Source organism: Pseudomonas sp. EB271-G4-1, from assembly GCF_058791355.1.
This window is the reverse complement of record NZ_JBYTEO010000004.1, coordinates 166,928-183,958: the sequence shown is the minus strand read 5'-3', so window position 1 is coordinate 183,958 and position 17,031 is coordinate 166,928. Positions and strand designations below refer to the sequence as shown.

General features: G+C 58.0%; 12 protein-coding genes and 1 rRNA gene. 3 read left to right on the top strand and 10 right to left on the bottom strand.

The annotated features are described in order from the left end of the window. The first annotated feature begins 138 nt into the window (after positions 1 to 138). Positions 139 to 254: ribosomal RNA gene (rrf, locus tag AC3WWR_RS03820) — 5S ribosomal RNA — on the top strand. A gap of 317 nt (positions 255 to 571) precedes the next feature. Here the strand turns inward: rrf and AC3WWR_RS03815 are convergent. Beyond that, positions 572 to 1,279 (bottom strand): GntR family transcriptional regulator, encoded by a 708-nt coding sequence (locus tag AC3WWR_RS03815; RefSeq protein WP_020801050.1) that lies wholly within the window; start codon positions 1,277 to 1,279, stop codon positions 572 to 574. 197 nt (positions 1,280 to 1,476) lie between these two features. On the opposite strand from AC3WWR_RS03815, the gene lapG reads away from it, so the two are divergent. Both lapG and lapD read left to right on the top strand, forming a co-directional pair. Next, positions 1,477 to 2,172, top strand: coding sequence for a cysteine protease LapG (gene lapG, locus AC3WWR_RS03810; protein WP_083349962.1), 696 nt, complete (start codon positions 1,477 to 1,479; stop codon positions 2,170 to 2,172). Between the two features lie 14 nt (positions 2,173 to 2,186). Beyond that, a complete protein-coding gene (lapD, locus tag AC3WWR_RS03805) occupies positions 2,187 to 4,133 on the top strand; it encodes a cyclic di-GMP receptor LapD (RefSeq protein WP_083349963.1) in 1,947 nt (648 codons plus the stop codon). A gap of 76 nt (positions 4,134 to 4,209) precedes the next feature. Here lapD and AC3WWR_RS03800 read toward each other — a convergent pair whose 3' ends face one another. From AC3WWR_RS03800 to AC3WWR_RS03760, 9 genes are all read right to left on the bottom strand, one after another. Further along, on the bottom strand, positions 4,210 to 4,575 hold the full coding sequence (locus tag AC3WWR_RS03800) for a tryptophan synthase subunit beta (RefSeq protein WP_083349964.1): 366 nt from the start codon (positions 4,573 to 4,575) through the stop codon (positions 4,210 to 4,212). Positions 4,576 to 4,687: 112 nt separating this feature from the next. After that, entirely contained in the window at positions 4,688 to 8,278 is a 3,591-nt protein-coding gene (gene bcsC, locus AC3WWR_RS03795) for a cellulose synthase complex outer membrane protein BcsC (RefSeq protein WP_492598470.1), read from the bottom strand. Next, on the bottom strand, positions 8,266 to 9,399 hold the full coding sequence (gene bcsZ / locus AC3WWR_RS03790) for a cellulose synthase complex periplasmic endoglucanase BcsZ (protein ID WP_225441865.1): 1,134 nt from the start codon (positions 9,397 to 9,399) through the stop codon (positions 8,266 to 8,268). Before bcsZ ends, bcsC begins: the two co-directional genes overlap by 13 nt. Continuing rightward, positions 9,389 to 11,689, bottom strand: a complete 2,301-nt coding sequence (gene bcsB, locus AC3WWR_RS03785; protein ID WP_083350203.1) for a cellulose biosynthesis cyclic di-GMP-binding regulatory protein BcsB — start codon at positions 11,687 to 11,689, stop codon at positions 9,389 to 9,391. The genes bcsZ and bcsB overlap by 11 nt, the downstream gene beginning before the upstream one ends. Then, a complete protein-coding gene (bcsA, locus tag AC3WWR_RS03780) occupies positions 11,686 to 14,280 on the bottom strand; it encodes a UDP-forming cellulose synthase catalytic subunit (protein WP_492598469.1) in 2,595 nt (864 codons plus the stop codon). The genes bcsB and bcsA overlap by 4 nt, the downstream gene beginning before the upstream one ends. Beyond that, on the bottom strand, positions 14,277 to 14,996 hold the full coding sequence (gene bcsQ, locus AC3WWR_RS03775; RefSeq protein WP_083349967.1) for a cellulose biosynthesis protein BcsQ: 720 nt from the start codon (positions 14,994 to 14,996) through the stop codon (positions 14,277 to 14,279). The genes bcsA and bcsQ overlap by 4 nt, the downstream gene beginning before the upstream one ends. After that, entirely contained in the window at positions 14,993 to 15,256 is a 264-nt protein-coding gene (gene bcsR / locus AC3WWR_RS03770; protein WP_083349968.1) for a cellulose biosynthesis protein BcsR, read from the bottom strand. Before bcsR ends, bcsQ begins: the two co-directional genes overlap by 4 nt. After that, complete coding sequence (gene bcsG, locus AC3WWR_RS03765; protein ID WP_083349969.1) at positions 15,226 to 16,869, bottom strand: cellulose biosynthesis protein BcsG; 1,644 nt, start codon at positions 16,867 to 16,869, stop codon at positions 15,226 to 15,228. The genes bcsR and bcsG overlap by 31 nt, the downstream gene beginning before the upstream one ends. After that, a complete protein-coding gene (locus AC3WWR_RS03760; RefSeq protein ID WP_231989932.1) occupies positions 16,856 to 16,996 on the bottom strand; it encodes a hypothetical protein in 141 nt (46 codons plus the stop codon). The genes bcsG and AC3WWR_RS03760 overlap by 14 nt, the downstream gene beginning before the upstream one ends. Positions 16,997 to 17,031: the final 35 nt, after the last annotated feature.

Below are 17,031 nucleotides of genomic sequence, written 5' to 3'. Positions count from 1 at the left end.
CCCATGTGAGAGTAGGTCATCGTCAAGATTAAATTCCAAAACCCCTATCTGCGCATGCAGGTAGGGGTTTTGTCTTTATAGTAGAAACATCAATAATTCGCTGGCACGTCCTTACGGACGGACCGGCACACAGAATTTCTTGACGACCATAGAGCGTTGGAACCACCTGATCCCATCCCGAACTCAGAAGTGAAACGATGCATCGCCGATGGTAGTGTGGGGTTTCCCCATGTGAGAGTAGGTCATCGTCAAGATTAAATTCCAAAACCCCTATCTGCTCACGCAGACAGGGGTTTTGTCGTTTTGGGCCTACGAAAAGAGCTTCAGCACATTGCTCATCGAGTAGCCGGTCACTCAATGTGAGACAGCACCGGGATGAATCGATGGAAGCCGGATAAAGCTACCCACCATCGCCCAGACTCGCGCGGCATCGGCGTGCAAAAGAGCCTGGGGATGGTTATAGCGGGCTGGGAGTCGGGGCCGGGGGATGTTGTAAGCAGATTATGCGTGGATGATGAGCGACGAAATGTTGCGGCAAGTGAAGTCACCCTCAGGCCTGCCGCTGCCTTTGCTACGAGGTTTTTCTGTTCCTGGCTTCCGGACTGTTGAGGTACCGGGTGATGACCTCAACCCCACGATTGAGATGGTTGACCAGCAGCCTCACCGATCCTTCGACATCCCGCGCCTCGGCGGCCCGCCACATGGCGCGGTGATCTTCCTGTGATAACTTGCCCAGGCCCATGGCCTCAAGGTTGAAGCGCAGGAAGCGTTCTTCTTCGTTCAACCCGTCCTCCACCAGTTTGAGCAACCGGCGATTGGGTGCCTTGCTGTAGAGCGACATATGAAAGAGGCGGTTCAGCCGGCCGATTTCGGTGTAGTCCTGTTCCGTCTCCAGCTGGTCGATGTAAAGCGCGGCCTGTTCGAGATCCGCCGCCTCAAGCAATGGCACCGACAGGCGCAGGGCTTCGGACTCCAGTAAAATCCGCAGTGCATAGGTCTCCACTGCATCGCCCTGGACCAGTGGGGCGACCACAGCACCTTTGTGGGCAACCACATTGAGCAATGACTGGGCTTCGAGTTGGCGTAACGCTTCGCGCACAGGCATGCGGCTGACACCGAAGAGATCGGCCAGGTCTTGCTGGCGCAGAGCGATGCCACACGGCAGCCGACCGTCCAGGATGGCCGAACGCAAGGTTTCCTCGATGACCGAGCGCGCCAAGTGAGCGGCAATGGGGCCGTTGACCTTGATGCTGCTGAGAGGGTTGGCTTTTCGTGTCACTACAACGCACCCTGATTGACTGAGTTATTTTTGGATCCAACTGACACTAGTGACTGCCTGAAAGCTTGTCAAACGATCAGCAAATTGCCTATTTCAAGTTTAGCGCGCCATCGCTGATCTCACGGTGCCATTGTTTTTTGCCGTACTAACCTACACCATCAACCGACTTTCCAACTGCCTACCCTGGATGCCTCGCATTGGCGGTACGTTTTTTCCCGATTCCACGGATGCTGCGCTGGCTGTCCTGCGCGTTGTTGCTGGCTGGCGTGATGCTGGGCGGGCTGCATGCCGATTGGGATTTTTCTCTGATCAGTCGTCGGGCGCAGGCATTGTACGAACCTTTGGGTCCAGGCCAGCAACGCATAGATGATTGGCAGCATTTGCTGGCCAGCCAGAAGCAGCTTGGCGAGCTTGAACAGTTGAACGTGGTCAACCGGTTCGTCAACAAGCAGTTGCGCTACGTCGAAGACATCGATTTATGGCAGCAGGTCGATTATTGGGAAACGCCAATCGAAGCCCTGTGGAAAGGTGCCGGCGACTGCGAAGATTACGCCATCGCCAAGTATTTCAGCCTGCGCCATCTTGGCGTTTCCAGTGACAAACTGCGCATTACCTACGTCAAGGCCCTGCGTCTGAACCGGGCACACATGGTGCTGACCTACTATTCGAGTCCAGAGGCGATGCCGTTGGTCCTCGATAGCCTGATCGACACCATCCAGCCCGCCAGTCAGCGAACGGATCTGCTTCCGGTCTACTCCTTCAATGCAGAAGGCCTGTACTTGCCCGGCGCCAAAGGTAACAAGAAGGTTGGTGATACCAAACGCCTGTCGCGTTGGCAGGATGTGCTGAAAAAAATGCAGGCCGAAGGTTTTCCGGTCGAAACGACTAACTAGGAGCTCACGCTCAGATGTCTTTGTTTAAACAGCTGTTGATCGCTATCTGTCTGTTCCTGGTGGTCGCCTTTACCGGCAGCTTCATGGTCAGCCTGGAAAGTTCGCGCACCCAGTACGTCAACCAGTTGCGTTCTCACGCCCAGGATGGCGCGACGGCTTTGGCGGTGTCCCTGACGCCGAACATCGACGATCCGGCGATGGTCGAGTTGCTGGTCAGCTCGCTATTCGACAGCGGGTATTACGCCAGCATCCGCGTGGTCGATTTGAGCGACGACAAAGTCATCGTCGAGCGCAGCGGTATGCCGGCGGTCAACAATGTACCGCAATGGTTCATCAAGCTGATCGGCCTGGAAGCGGCCGGTGGCGATGCGATCGTCAGCCGCGGTTGGGAGCAGGCCGCGCGGGTCGAGGTGGTCAGCCACCCGATGTTTGCCTTGGCCAAGCTTTGGCAGAGTGCGCTGGGCAGTCTCGGTTGGCTGCTGCTGTGTGGCGCGGTGAGCGCCGTCTTGGGTGCATTGCTGTTGCGTCGACAATTGAAACCCCTGGATTACATGGTCAAGCAATCCCACGCGATTGCCCGCCGGGAATTCCTCAGCCTGCCGGATTTGCCGCGTACCCCTGAATTGCGCCGCGTCGTTCAAGCAATGAACCAGATGGTCGAGAAGCTCAAGGCACTGTTTCAGGAACAGGCCGAACGCAGTGAAAGACTGCGGATCGAGTCTTATCAGGACAACCTGACAGGGCTGGCGAACCGTCGTTATTTCGAGATGCAGTTGAACGCACGGGTGAGCAATACCGAGCAGGCCAGCTCGGGTTATCTGCTGTTGCTGCGGGTCAACGATCTGGCGGGTTTGAATCAGCGCCTGGGTGGTCAGCGGACTGATGAGTTGTTGAAGGCAGTCGGGCTGCAATTGTCTCGCGAGTGCGCCAAGTACCCGGAAACACAAAACCTGGTCACGCGCATTCGAGGCGGTGAGTTTGCCGTCTTGGCGCCAGGGCTGGTACGCGAAGAAGCGTTGCAATTGGCACGCAGCCTCGACAGTGCCTTGGCGAGCCTGCACGCGACCGGCGCCACGGACGTTGCTTGCGTGGCCTCGATCGCACTGGCTCCCTTTGCCCATGGCGATTCACCGCAAGCCGTGCTCGGGTTGGCGGATCAGGCATTGGCACAGGCCGAAAGCCAGACCGATACGCACTGGGTCTGCCTGGATCGCAGCGCCTTGGCCGGCGTCGGCGACGACCATCATACCTGGCACACGCTGCTGGATCAGGCGCTGACTCAGCGGCGATTCAAACTGTATTTTCAGCCGGTGGTGGCCAGTCAGGACACTCAACTGGTGTTGCACCACAAAGTGCTTACGCGGCTGATCGACGACCAGGGCCAGAGCATCCCGGCTGGAAGCTTTCTGCCATGGCTCCAACGGTTCGGTTGGGTGGCACGACTGGACCGACTGGTGCTGGAACGGGTGCTGGAGCAGATGGGCGATCACGAGGAGTCACTGGCACTGAACCTGTCATCGGCGACCCTGGAAGACCCTAAAGCGTTGAATGCCCTCTTCGAGACACTGCGTTCGCACTCCAATCTGGGATCGCGGCTGACCCTGGAGATCGGCGAAGAGCAATTGCCGGAGCAAGCCATGCTCGAAAACCTGACGCGGCGTTTGCGTGAGCTCGGGTTCTCGTTGAGCCTGCAGCATTTTGGTGGGCGTTTCAGCATCATCGGCAACCTGGCGCGGCTGGGGTTGGCGTACCTGAAGATTGACGGCAGCTACATCCGCGCGATTGATCAGGAGAGTGACAAGCGCCTGTTCATCGAAGCAGTCCAGCGTGCCGCCCACAGTATTGATTTGCCGTTGATAGCGGAACGGGTCGAGACCGAAGGGGAGTTGACGGTGATTCGGGAGATGGGGGTGTATGGCGTACAAGGGAGGTTGTTGGGTGAGCCCAAGGCATGGGATTAGGGCGTTGGGCGGGTGTCGTCAGTGATGCAGCCACCACGAGCTTGCTCGCGATGGCGTCCGTACAGTCATTGAAGAATCAGATAAACCCTTCATCATCGTCCTCAAGCAACTGACTCAATCCACCCAAGGCTTCACGGGCCTGGCTGCGGTCCATGAGTTTGGCTTGTGCCGGCGCTGGCAGATCGGTGACGAGGATCACGCCCTTGTTGATCAGTACGGCGATCAAGTCGTCGAGTACCCGGATCATTTCCAGATCGCTCTGGCGCAGTTGTTTGAGCTGTTTGATCTGCTGCAGTTGTTTATGGCTGGTGGCCATCAACTCATTGGCGAACCAGGCCTGGAGGTCAGGGTGGTCGGCCGGCAGCCTTTCCGTGGACTCGGCGTAAGCTTCGGCTTCCACGCGCAGCAGTTGGCCGTCTGTATCGCGTTGCACGTAGAACATCGAACATCCCCCAGAAAGTTAACGGCGTCATGCTGTCAGCAGCATAGACAACATCGCGCCGATAGAGGGTGCCTAATATCCTGCGCACGAATTTAGAACACGTCCCCTGCCATCACCGCATATCTGCATATGGCGTTACCGGTTCGATCGGCATCGGGAGATTACCTTGCCATTCATCGAAGGTGTAACGCAGGTACAGCATAGCGCGGCTAGGGGCGTAGCCTTCACTGTGTTGCAGGGTGATTCCCGAGCCCACAACCATATGATTCGTCAGGCGTCGTTCGACCAGCGCTTGCAGGCGAATGCTCGCGCCAGTGCTGCTGCTTCCGTCCGTGGTCAGGGCAGTGTCAGGATCGATTTCAAGTCCTGCGGCGTCGACCTGGCTGAGCAGCTTGCCTGCCGGGCCGCCCAGCGGATACAAGTCGCTGCTGTCGGTTTTTGAGTATGACCAGCCTACCGAGCTTTCCAGCTGTGCCGACCAATTGGCATTGCGCCAGGCATAGCTGAATGGAACGCCAATTGAGTAATATCGTTGCGGACTGTAATAACCGCCCTGGCCAAGGGTGTACTCGCTCAAGTCCTTGTCGTAACCCCAATACATGAGGGTCAAACCGGTACGCATACGCTCGTCGGCACGATCCATCAGTCTGTAGTAGTAACCGGTCATGGCCGAGAGGCGTTGGTTGTCGACCACGTTCTTGCCGCGCAGCCAATGACTGCCGAAGCTGGCCCATACGCCATCAATGCCACCTTCATCATGGCTCAGGCTCAAGGTTAACCCGTTGCTGGTGACGCCGCCCCAACGTATACCGGTCTGCGGATCGACGGCTCCGGCGTATGACACCACCGAGTTGCTCATGGGCCGACGTGAGGCGGTCAAGGTCCAGCCAATAGATCTCCAGTCACTGCTATATGCGACACCACCGAGCCAGTTTCCCACTTCGAAACCTTGTGGCGAATGGCCCAGGTCCAGTGCCCAGTAATCGTTCTTCCAACCCACCGCCAGACTTGGCCCACTTGTGCTTTGCGAGGTGCTGCGGCAGCCATTGGGTACCGGCTCTTTTGTGACCTTGTCGCGGAGCTGGACGGCGCAGGTGCCGAACTGTTCGCGGTGCAAGCCATCGGGGTCAGTGTCGAAGGAGCTGGCGTCAAGGGCCACCTGCTCGGCCTGAACGAAACCCTGCCCTTGGGCGAACGGCGCGTCGATACGCAAAATGGTCAGCTGCGTTGTCAGGTCGGCAATCCCCGGTGCCGTGTCGTCGTTGCGCCAAGTGTAGTCATGATAAAGATTGACGGTCGGGTTCTGCTCTTGATAAAGCTCGTCGACGTCGCTGCGCACGCTGCGCGGCAGCCAATCATCGCTGTCCTTGGCGCGGCTGGCCTCAGTCATCGCCACGTTGTCGCGGGGATTGGCATGGGCCGGTGAAATCAAACCAGCAGCGGCCATGCTGTGGGCGTAGTTATCCAGAGCCTGTTGCGGCTGATTCTTTGCCATAAGACGCGCCGCGTCGCGATAGATCAGTGGGTCGGTCTGTGGTGTTTTCAACAGATGGGCGAATATCGCGCTGGCTTTATCCTTTTCGCCCACGGCAGACCAGGCGTTGGCGAGCCGTCGTTGCCAGGGGGCGGGAGCAGAAGGGGTCACGACGATTCGGTCCAGACCGTCACGGCCCTGATCAACGTGCCCGGTGGCAATTTGCGCTTCGATCAAGCCCAGCTGTGCCTCGGCATTTTGTGGCTGCACGCTGAGCACCTTGCGGTAGTAGCTCTTCGCCCCGACGTAATCTCCGCGCTGGGCGGCCCAGTCGGCGAGGGTGCCAAGATCATCGACGGTCGGATCACGCAGCAACAAGGCAATGGCCTGGGGCTCGTGCCCGGCGTCGCGCAGTTGTTCGACCTGAGCCATCAACTGCCGACGTTTGATTCGGGTGTTCAGTTCACGCATGTTGTCGGTCCAGTCGGCGACCGGGCTCTGTCCTAGGGTGGCTAACGCTTCGCTGTCGCGGTTCTCATTGGCCAGGTACAGACCATGAGCGTAACGAGCCTCGGGATTGCGGCCCTGCTGGGCAAGTAATTCACTAAACGCTTTGTCCGCCTCCCGCGGTTGCCCCATGGCAATTTCGGCGGTGGCCAAGCGATAAGTCAGCCACGGATTGTCGGGTTCCAACTGGCGGATTTTTTTCAGCAGCGACGCCAACTGAGCCCAGTCCGAATGCTGACTGGCGAGATCCGCTTGCAGGTTCAGCCGTTCAAGTTCAATGCTCCGACGCAGGCTGGCAAACTCCGTCTGGTTGCTGGCCGGCAAGGTGTTGAGGAAGGCTTCGGCACGTTCGATGGACTGACCCCGATACAGGCGCATCAGGGCGCGCACCACGCTGCCATTGCCTGGTTCGACCTTGCGCGCCTGCAACAACAGCGCTTCAGCCGCGACTTCATCGGATTCGGCCAGGGCGACATTGGCGAGGCCGATCAATGGGTCGGCGGAGTCGGCCTTGAGGGTTCGCGATTGCTGATATGCCTTGCGTGCCGCCGCGTAGTCCTTACGCTGCAGGGCTTCGTCGCCTTGTTGCAGGATCATCCAGTTGCGGGTAACGGCCTGTAGATCCTGCCATTTGCTGATGTAATCGGTGTCTTGCTCTTTGCTCAATGCCGTGGAAAAGGCCTCATAGGCCGCCGAGTATTTGCTTTGGCGCATTAACGCCGTACCCAAGGCGCCGTATAGGCTCGCGTCTTGCGGATATGCCTTCAGGGCCTGGCGCAACAAGCTCTCGGCAGCCGCACTCTCACTGGCGTTGTCTTGTTCGAGCATGCGCTTGGCTTTGACGCCGGCTTGCCAAGCAGGATCGGCCAACAGCCCTTTTTGCATCGCCAGCTGCTTCGTAGCATCTTTAGCCAACGGCGAATACGGGTAATAGCGAATGAATGCTTGCCACGCCTGCGCCGTCTGCGGGCCAACGGGCAGCTTGATCAGGTAGTTGTATTCCCGTTCGGCGGCATTGGTACTGGCAAGAGGATCTGTCGCCAATTGATGCAGCACGGTCAGGGCTTCGTCGTTGCGATCTTCGGCGAACAATAACCCGACCAGCATCTGGCGTAAGCCGGCATTGCCTGGATAATCCCGATCCAGGGCCTGCAAATGACCGATCACAGCTGCGCGCTGGCCACTGATGCGACTGCGCGCGTTCCAGTATTCCAGCGCCGACGCGAGGTCCGGCGGCTCTTTGGCAAACAGCTTTTCGAAAGCTTCGCTGGCCTCTTCAAAGCGCCCGGCAGCAGCCAGTAACCGTGCCTGCTGCAGTTGGCGCAGACCGTCCGGACTGTGCATTTTGATAAGTGCCTGAGCCTGGCGCAATTGCGCAGAGTCCGGCGCCAGCTGGCGCAGGCGCGTCAACCTTTGCTCAATCCAGACGCTGTTCTGCGGCTGAGTCTTGTCAGCCAAGGCCTGTCGAATGTCACCCACCAGCACCTGAGGATTGTCGGGGGCGATCAGTCTTAGTCGTGCCAAAGAGTCGCGCACCAGATCTTCGCGCTGTAAGGCCTCACCAATACGTATTTGCTGCAACAGCCATTGCTGTTGTTCCTGTTGAGTAACAGGCGCCGTCGACGCGAGCGCGGCACCGCTCAAGCAGGACAGCAGCAGGGTGGAGCGCAACATTAAAATCTTGAAGTTACTGATGTGGGGGGCTTTGTTCAGTGCGTGCATGGACTCGTCCAGTTCGGTTGCAGCCGCCCATCCTTGTCGAACCGATAGCGGTGTTCGTCCCAACCCTGGCCGAACATCACCAGCGATTGGTTGTAATAAGCATCTGCCAACGGAGGAGATTGACGCAGGTGTTCACGTTGGGCAGACAGTGCGGCAGCAGCCGACGCGTCGCTGGCCAATAAGGGCAAGAGTGCCGCGGAAAACCCGACGGGGCCTGCGTTCATGATCTCGCCAGTGTCGGAGTCAACGTGTTCCGGCACATATCCCAGGCGCGCGGTAGCTTCAATCATGGGTTTGAAGTGGTTGAGCAAAACGCTGCGTTCGGGTGCGTCGGTCGCCAGCATGCCCACCCATAGATAGACACGAATAGCGTCGTAGCTACCCTGCGTGCTTTTCGCGTCGGGAAAAAAACCCTTTCCGGCCTGCCACATCAGCCAGTCGGGTGCGAAACCTTTGGGGGAGCCTTCGATCAGCGCGAGTTGGGAGTTTTTCGCGACTTCGGTCCACACCGGTGCTATGAAAGAAAATCTGCGCAACAGCTGCGGCGGCAGATAACTAAGGTTCAGGCGCCAGCCTTGACTGGATTCGAAACCGACATCCCCTGGCAGCAACATAAGGCCAAGACCCGGTAACTTACGCAGAGTTTGTGCGGCGCTACGCCATAGCAGGTGATTACCCAGGGCCAGATAATCCGGCCTGCTCCACAGACGGCCGGCTTCCAGCAAGCTGTAGGCAATCCACAGGTCGGCGTCGCTGGCGTTATTGCTGTCGAGCACGCCCCATTGACCGTTCTTGTCGCGTCCCCATTGCCAGGCAGGCAGGCGGGCGCCTAGATCGCCATCCGCCAGATTGTTGCGGGTCCAAGTCAACAACCGGTCAAAGCTTTTCCCATCGTTGGCGACCAGCGCGAAAAACAGCCCATAGCTTTGCCCTTCAGATGTCGTTATCTGCTGTGGGGAGGACGCGTCTATTACCCGTCCATCATCACTGATCAGGTGCTGTTTGAAATTTTCCCAGGCCGGCCATACACATTGGCTCGCTCCCTGTGCAGGCAATGCCAGCAGTGGCAAGAACGCTGCAAGGATTCGTGACCGGGCAATGTTCGCCGGCTTATTCTTCATATGCCAACCGGCGACGAGCCGCCCATTTCAAGATGCGCCAAGTCAGGAATGCACTGAGCAGTACGCCAGACACCGCCATGATCGCGAGCAGGACCGGGTGCTCGGATAACTTGAACCAGAGCAGCAGCCACCATGGCAGGCTGCCGACGTAATAGTGATCGCCTACCATGTGACCTTGAACGCCGCTGCTGCGAATCAACACCACCGAGCCGGCCACTGCGTCCAGCTTTCCGCTGTCATTGAGCGTCTCGCGCAATAACTGGTAGCCGGAGTCTTCGGTGGCCAGCAAGGCCACTATGCTGCGCTGTTCATGGAAAGGCGATTGCAGGCCGACAATTGCTGCAATGGGACCGGTGGCCGAAACTTCAACACGACTGGCTGCAGGTTTGCCCTCGTCCTTGATCTGCGACGAGCCAGGCCCCTGCATGTTCGCTTTCAACAAGCCGTTTCGGGAGCTGTCCAACAGCAGATTCATGTCGCGGTTATCGTGGATGTCAGGGGGTAAAGAACCGAGGATCAGCAAGTCTGCATCGCGCTTCGATACCTCGTCCCAATTATCGCTCAAGGTCAGGTTCATGGCGGGCAGGCCCGAGCGGGCGGAAATTCCGGCCACTGCTTCGAGGTACGTACTCAACTGCAGGGCATTGGGCTGTGGCGGCACCATTACCACGGTCTCGGAAAGATCCGCCATTCGGCTGAAGGGAAAGCCGCTGCGTGCGAACGCTGCCAGATCAGGCATGGCGATGAAATGGTGATAGCCCGACATATCGATCGTTGACTGATCGTCGATAACCGCTTGAGTGTCCACCGTTAACGAAGTCTGGCAGCGATCCCGCTGGGAACTGCTGGTGGTCGTGGCGAAGCTGAAATTGAACCGCAAGTTGTTGCGGTCGCCGATTTTCAGCGCAGGGACCGACAGATTTTCATTGGTGTTCGCCGACTCGCTGGACAACACGGCAAGGCGCAATTCTTCCAGTCGGTCATTGGTGTTGGCCAGCAGTGGCAGGCTGGTGATGAACTGATTGTTGAGGCTGATGTTCAGTCGCGAACCGTCATTGGAAGCCGATGGCGTGTAGCGATATTTGGTTTGCAGCGGAATGCCCTGGTTGCGCCAGACAAACAGATCCGGCGGCAAGTTGATATCCAGGCTGATCGGCAGCGGCTGCACGCCGCTGGTGCGCAACTGCTCTGGGTACTTGATCAGCTCGGCGAAGCGTACGGCACGATCCGTACGCATCCAGTTCGGAGCGTCATAGGGTTGGCGTGGTTGAATCTGCTGCACTTTGTCGATGACAACCCGCTCGCCTCGAAACAGATCACCACCCAATACCAACGCTTGTGCGGCGGCGGCCAGGTCGGCCTCGTCGCGGCCCAGCACCAGCAACACCTTACTGTAGTGATCAGTCGGGTTGTCGATTATCTGCACCACCGGTGCCTCAACCGGCGGGAACTGCTTCATGTCGGCGAGGAACGCCGGGCGATGATTGTTGGTGGCAAACACAATGGATGCGGTGACAGGCCTAGAGGCTGTTGCTGTGGGCAGTTGATCAAACAACACCGGGAATTCCGTGCCGCGCCACGCCGCCAGGCTACCGAAATACGAGGCTACGATACCCGCCGCACGCTGCTCGCCAAGCGTGGGAGAAGCTGCGAAAACCATGTTCAGAACGGGCTTGTCGTAGTCGCGCGCATCGTAGAAAGGCATCGGAAAATAGGCCAGATCGTTCTGTACGATCAACGCCTGCTCTTTCAGGGAAACCAGGCTGGCCCGGCTGATATTGACCCACAGCGCGCTATTGGAAGGCTCTTCGCAAATGTCGGTGTAATGACCGACAAACTCCAACCGTATGCGGTTGAAGTCGCTGATCAGGCGCGGATCAAGATCAACCTGACGAACAGTCTTTTTGCCCAATTGCTCCTTGTCGATGGGGATCACGTTCATCAACACGTCGTTGAGGTAAACCCGCAGGTGCGACAGCGTTGGCAGGAGTGCCGGCGATGGCGTGTACTCAAGTTGTAGCTTTGCATCGTTGGCGATGCGATCGCGCCGCATGGTGAATTCCAGCTGATCGGTGTTATGCGTGCCTAGTAACAGGCTGTCAGCCACACGCCCCAGCTCTGTGAAATTACGCGAAACGTCCCAGCTCGGCACGCTGGTCACTGTTGCCGGTACCGACACTGGCACCGGTGGCTGCCCCTTGGAAGTTTGCTCTTTGACGGGCTGCGCCTGAGCGCAACTCATTGCCAGTGACAGCAGGCTGACCAGCGTGAAACTGAAATAGCGACTCATGGTGCGCATACCGATCGAGAAGTTGGAGAAAGAGGGGGCGCTTTGGCGAAGCGCGGCATATAGCTGATCAGCCAAGCGAGCACACGCACGAACGGTCGGAACAGGGTGCGTGTCCAGGCGGGCAGGTATTGATACAAGCGGTAATAGCCGGTGGCGCCAAGACGCAGCACATCGATGAAACTGTGCAGCGGCCGGTCTGGAGCGAAGTCTTCATTCCAGTTCAGCCAGGCGTCGGCCCGGGAAAAAGTGCATTGCACGTAGTCGATTTTCTGTTGCGCAGTCAGCTCGTTGAGCGCGATGCCAATAAAGTTTTTATGGCTGCGGCTGACGATACCCGAGAAAAGGAACTCCCGTTCTCCACGCTGCATCAGCAGGGAAACCCGCTCGCCGATTGGCAAGGAAAGCTCAACGTCCAGTTGGACGCCGGTACCACCGTCGGAGTAATCCACCAACAAACAGGGATAGAAGCGCCCGTTTTGCAGACGTATCGCCGCTGGCAGTTTGGCCTGCACACGGTGGGTCTCGCGCACCTGACGTACTTCAGCGGCGATTGCCACGGCAGCGCCCACGATCAGCAGGTTGTAAATGACCCACAGGCTGCTGACCAGCGTGGTACCGATTTCATTGGTTGGCCCGTAAAACAAACGCCATACCGCAAAGCACAGGCCAGCAATATTCATCACCGCCAACACCAGATACGGTCTGGCGATACCCCAGTCGAACTGGTTCTCGGTCATCAAGCCGCCTTTGGCGGTCACGTTGAACTTGCCTTTTTTGGGATTGAACAGCGCGACGGTGGTTGGCCGCGCGATGTACCAGGCCAGCACCGTTTCATAGACCTCTCCCCAGAACGTCAAGCGGTGCTCTCCCTGCATGCGTGAGTTGGTCAGGCTGGCGTGAACCATGTGTGGAATCACATACAGCATGATCATCAAGGCCGGCGCGTAGATGATGTAGGCGTGCATCAGCAGGAACGCCAAAGGCGCAGTAAGGAATACCAGACGCGGCAGGCCCGCCAGAAAGTGCAGCATGGCGTTGGCATAGCAAATACGTTGAAAGATCGTCAGGCCTTTGCCCAGCAACGGGTTGTCGGTGCGGAAAATCTGAGCCATGCCCCGCGCCCAGCGAATGCGCTGACCGATGTGTGCCGACAGGCTTTCAGTGGCCAGCCCTGCGGCCTGGGGAATTCGCACGTAAGCCGAGTTCCAGCCTTTTCGGTGCAGGCGCAGCGCGGTATGGGCGTCTTCGGTGACGGTTTCCACGGCGAAGCCGCCGATTTCATCGATCGCCGAACGCCGTAGCACGGCACATGAGCCGCAGAAAAACGCGGCATTCCACATGTCGTTGCCATCCTGTACCAAACCGTAGAACAACTCGCCCTCATTGGGCCGGCGCCGGAACGTGTCGAGGTTACGTTCAAAAGGGTCCGGCGACAGGAAGTGATGCGGTGTTTGCACCAGTGCCAGCTTGGGGTCACGCAGGAACCAGCCCACCGTAAGTTGCAGGAATGAACGTACCGGCACGTGATCGCAGTCGAAGATTGCCACTAACTCGCCATCAAGCTGCTTCAGGGCCTGATTGAGATTGCCAGCCTTGGCATGTTTGTTGTCGTTACGGGTGATGTAATTCACGCCGGCCTGTTCAGCAAACAGGCGGAATTCTTCGCGCTTTCCATCATCAAGTATCGAAATACGCAATTTGTCGTGAGGCCAGTCGATACCAAGGGCCGCATACACGGTGCTGCGCACGATGGACAGGTCCTCGTTGTATGTCGGAATCAGGAGATCAACCGTAGGCCACGACCGTGTATCACGTGGCAGTTGCGCCGGAGGGCGATTTAACGGCCAGCAGGTCTGGATGTAGCCCAGTAACAGCACCAGCCAGGAGTAGGTTTCCGCAATCAGCAACAGCACCCCGCAAGCCAGATCCAGCGGACTGTCCCAGTTCAGGGTCGCGGTATAGCGCCACCACAGGTAGCGGCAGGAAACGATGATCGACAGCATGATCAGCAGCAGCGTCGGAAAACGGCCCGGTACGCGCCGGATCACCATCGCCACTGCCCACAGCAAAATCACAAAAACCAACTGCGATACGTAGTTGAAGGGCTCGGTGATACACACCACCACGAGGACCAACCCGACTGCAGCACAGATATAGTCAAGCCAATGTTTATGGCGAGGATCAAGGTTGCGCCGCCACCGGGCGCCGCGATGCATGAGCTTGCTCTCATTGGCTTGCCGGGGCAGCTCTGTGAGAAACGCGCCTATGCGACTCCACAATCGTTGGTTCGACTGACCTACATGGCGCGCCCATTGCGGTGCAGTGCGCCGCCGGGCTTTCGGCCAAGGGCGAAATAACAGCAACCACAAGCTTTGCAGGGCAATACGCAAAGGGTCTCCAGCACTTGGCACCTTGCCGGCCAAATGCGGATACCATCGTTGGCGTTGCGCGATGAGGCGCTGCCAGACCGGCGACTCCAGTCGCAAGAACAACCAGGCCATGGCGGTGAATGAGGCTAGCCATAAAGCTGTCAGTGGGTGGCAGTCGTAACGACGATGCAGTTGCAGGTAAGGAAACCAGTGCTCGATCATGCCATCTCTCGGCGTCGTGCCAGGCACCATGTCGCCAGGCTCAATGCATCTTGCGCCGCAAGGCTTTCCGGCGCGTATTGTCCTACTGGCTGCTTGAATGCAAATGCTTCGCGCATAGCCTCATCGGCGTGCACCGTCAGCGGTAAGAGACGAGTTGCATAGTATTGTCGCCAGATGAGCAACAAATCGCGCTGTAACTGGCTGCCCGGATCGAAGCGGTTTACCAGCACTGGATTGCTGCCCGCCTGCTGCAACAGCAGCACATGACAAGCCGCATCTGCCTCGGCCACCTGGATCGGGAGCAAGCAAGGACCAATGGTCCCGTGCCCCGGCAAGCGTTGTGGTACATCAAACAGCAGCCAGTCATAGTTGGCCGCCAGACTCGCCTGACGCCGTACCCACATCTGGGAGTCATGGATCAGTTGCTGCTCGATGCTCATGGACTCCTGTGTACTCAGGCGACCATAAGGCAGTATGTGGAGCGTCGGCGTCAGGCCCCACGCCTGCTTGTACCAGTCCTGGCCATCGAGCATCGCTCGCGCCCAGCCCGATTTCCCGCAATCCTGCAGATTGAAATGAAGGGACAGTAGATTTTCCGGGGACATGTCGATCAGCAATACGCGCTCACCGAGGCTTTCCAGGGCATAGCCGAGCGCCGCTATCAACGAAGTGGTGCCGACTCCCCCACGAACCCCGCGCATACTCAGCGATGTCACTTAAGCGCTCCGAACTTACCTTGTTGCACTGGCTGGACCACTGGCAAAGGCACCTGGTCACCCTGCTCGTCAGTGATAGGGAAATCAGCCAGCAACGGCCAGCGCTTGAGCGCCCTGCTTAATTCAAGCTGTGCCGAAACATCGACGTATTCCAGGCTCGGCAGGCGCAGTTCGACTTTAAGCCGTGCAATATCATCGGTCCGTTCGTTGCGCGAAGGCGCTGGGTGCTTCAGTTGAATTTTTGCGGGTAAGGAAGCCATGCTCCATTCTCCTTGATCCGAACATAAGGCTTGCCGGCGTAGTCGAGGACAACAGTTCCAGCGTTTTCCGAGACCGCCGGGGTTTGGGGCAGATTGGTCAGCAGTGCCTGCCAGTCCGGGCCCAACCCTTCACCTTGCGCAGGCGCGGTGTACAAGCGAGAAATGATTTCCGACAGGGCCAGATAACTACTTGGCTCTTTGACGAGGATCGGCTCCGATCGCGGGTTCCTGCCCATACCCACTAACTTGATGCCGACCGGCACATGGGTAATCGACGGACTCGGGATTTCCCGCATTCCGGAAATCTGCATGCGGTCACCGTGCAAGGCCGCGCCATGCTCGGGCACGATCACCACCGCCACCCGACGTCCGCTCTTCGCCAGTGCTTTGAGGAACGCGTCCAAATCATCTATCAAGGTTTGAGCGCGCACTTTGTAATCGGCGCTCTTCGTGCCGCCATCGAGAGTCAGGGCGCGGTTGCCGTCATGCAGCGTCGTGGTGTTGTAGAACAGCGCCACCCTCGAATCGCTCTGCCCCTCGCGATGCTGCCACCATTTGTCCAGAACCTCACGATCACGCCAGATCGAGGAACCGTCGAAAGCTACCAGGGTGCGCGGCAGATTGGTGATATTGACCTGCGGCCCCGGCAACGATCCCTGGGCACGAACTTCGTCGATAAATCCTTCGAACTGACCCGTATGGTTGAGCATGACTTCACTGCTGAAGCCCAATTTGCGCAGATCATCCATGAGCAGGCATTGTTCGGGTGCCACGTCGTAAAGCTTGCTATGAGATTGCTGACCGCAGCTGGCGCGCAGCAACCTGATAGCAGCTGGCCCGCTGTAAGATGTAGCCGAATTGAAGTTCTCGAACACCACATCCATCTGCTGCAACAAGCTGTTGTCATGTAAACCAACTGCATCCAGATCGTCCCATGCCATTGAACAGATATTGATGAGCAGCAGGTCAAACGGTTGAGCAGCCGATTGCGACGGTTGGAATGCCACTTGCCGACCGGCCTCGGTGTTGTAGAAATTTTGCAGATAAGCATCGAGCGTCGGGCTATCCGGCTCTGCGCTGACGATCGGCGTACCTGCGGAGACGGGCGCCTGCGCGGTGCTTTGTGGGACAGGGGCATGCATTGCCATAAGCCCTGCTCCGCCTAGCCAGGCGAAACCGGCCAGCGTCAAGGTTGTCAGGCGCAACCACTGGTGCACGAAGAAATACGCCACCACCAACAATAGCAATGCGCCGCAAAGGTTTGGATCAATGAAACGACCGGCCAGATCAAGCAGATAATCCCCAGTGAAATTCAGCACGCCAGGCTGGTCCAGCAACCGGCTAAAAGGTGGCAGCCAAGTGTCTTGATAGAACAACGCCACACTCAACGGTATAGCGATCAACGTGCGTAGCAGCGACACGTAACGATTGTGCAGCGGCACCAATAATACGGCGGCAAACACCAGGTTCGGCAGGAGCTGCAAGTTCAGGTGACCGCTCCAAAGAAGCGCCAGCTTGATGAGGAAATAAAGGTTCCACAGTCCCAGGCCTGGCCAGGTCCACGCGGTTTTCATTGATGTCGGCTTTACCTCGAATCGCTCAGGGCTGTTCATGTACATCACTCGCAACGGGTGCTACAGGCTTGCGCCGACGCACACCCCTCGTCTGCAGGTAGCGGGGTGATAAATATCGTTGAAGTTCGCGATTGATACGCTTTGAGAGACTGCGCAGCACAAGCATTAACGCTACGGTCATGAGGCAACTTCCCGCGATGA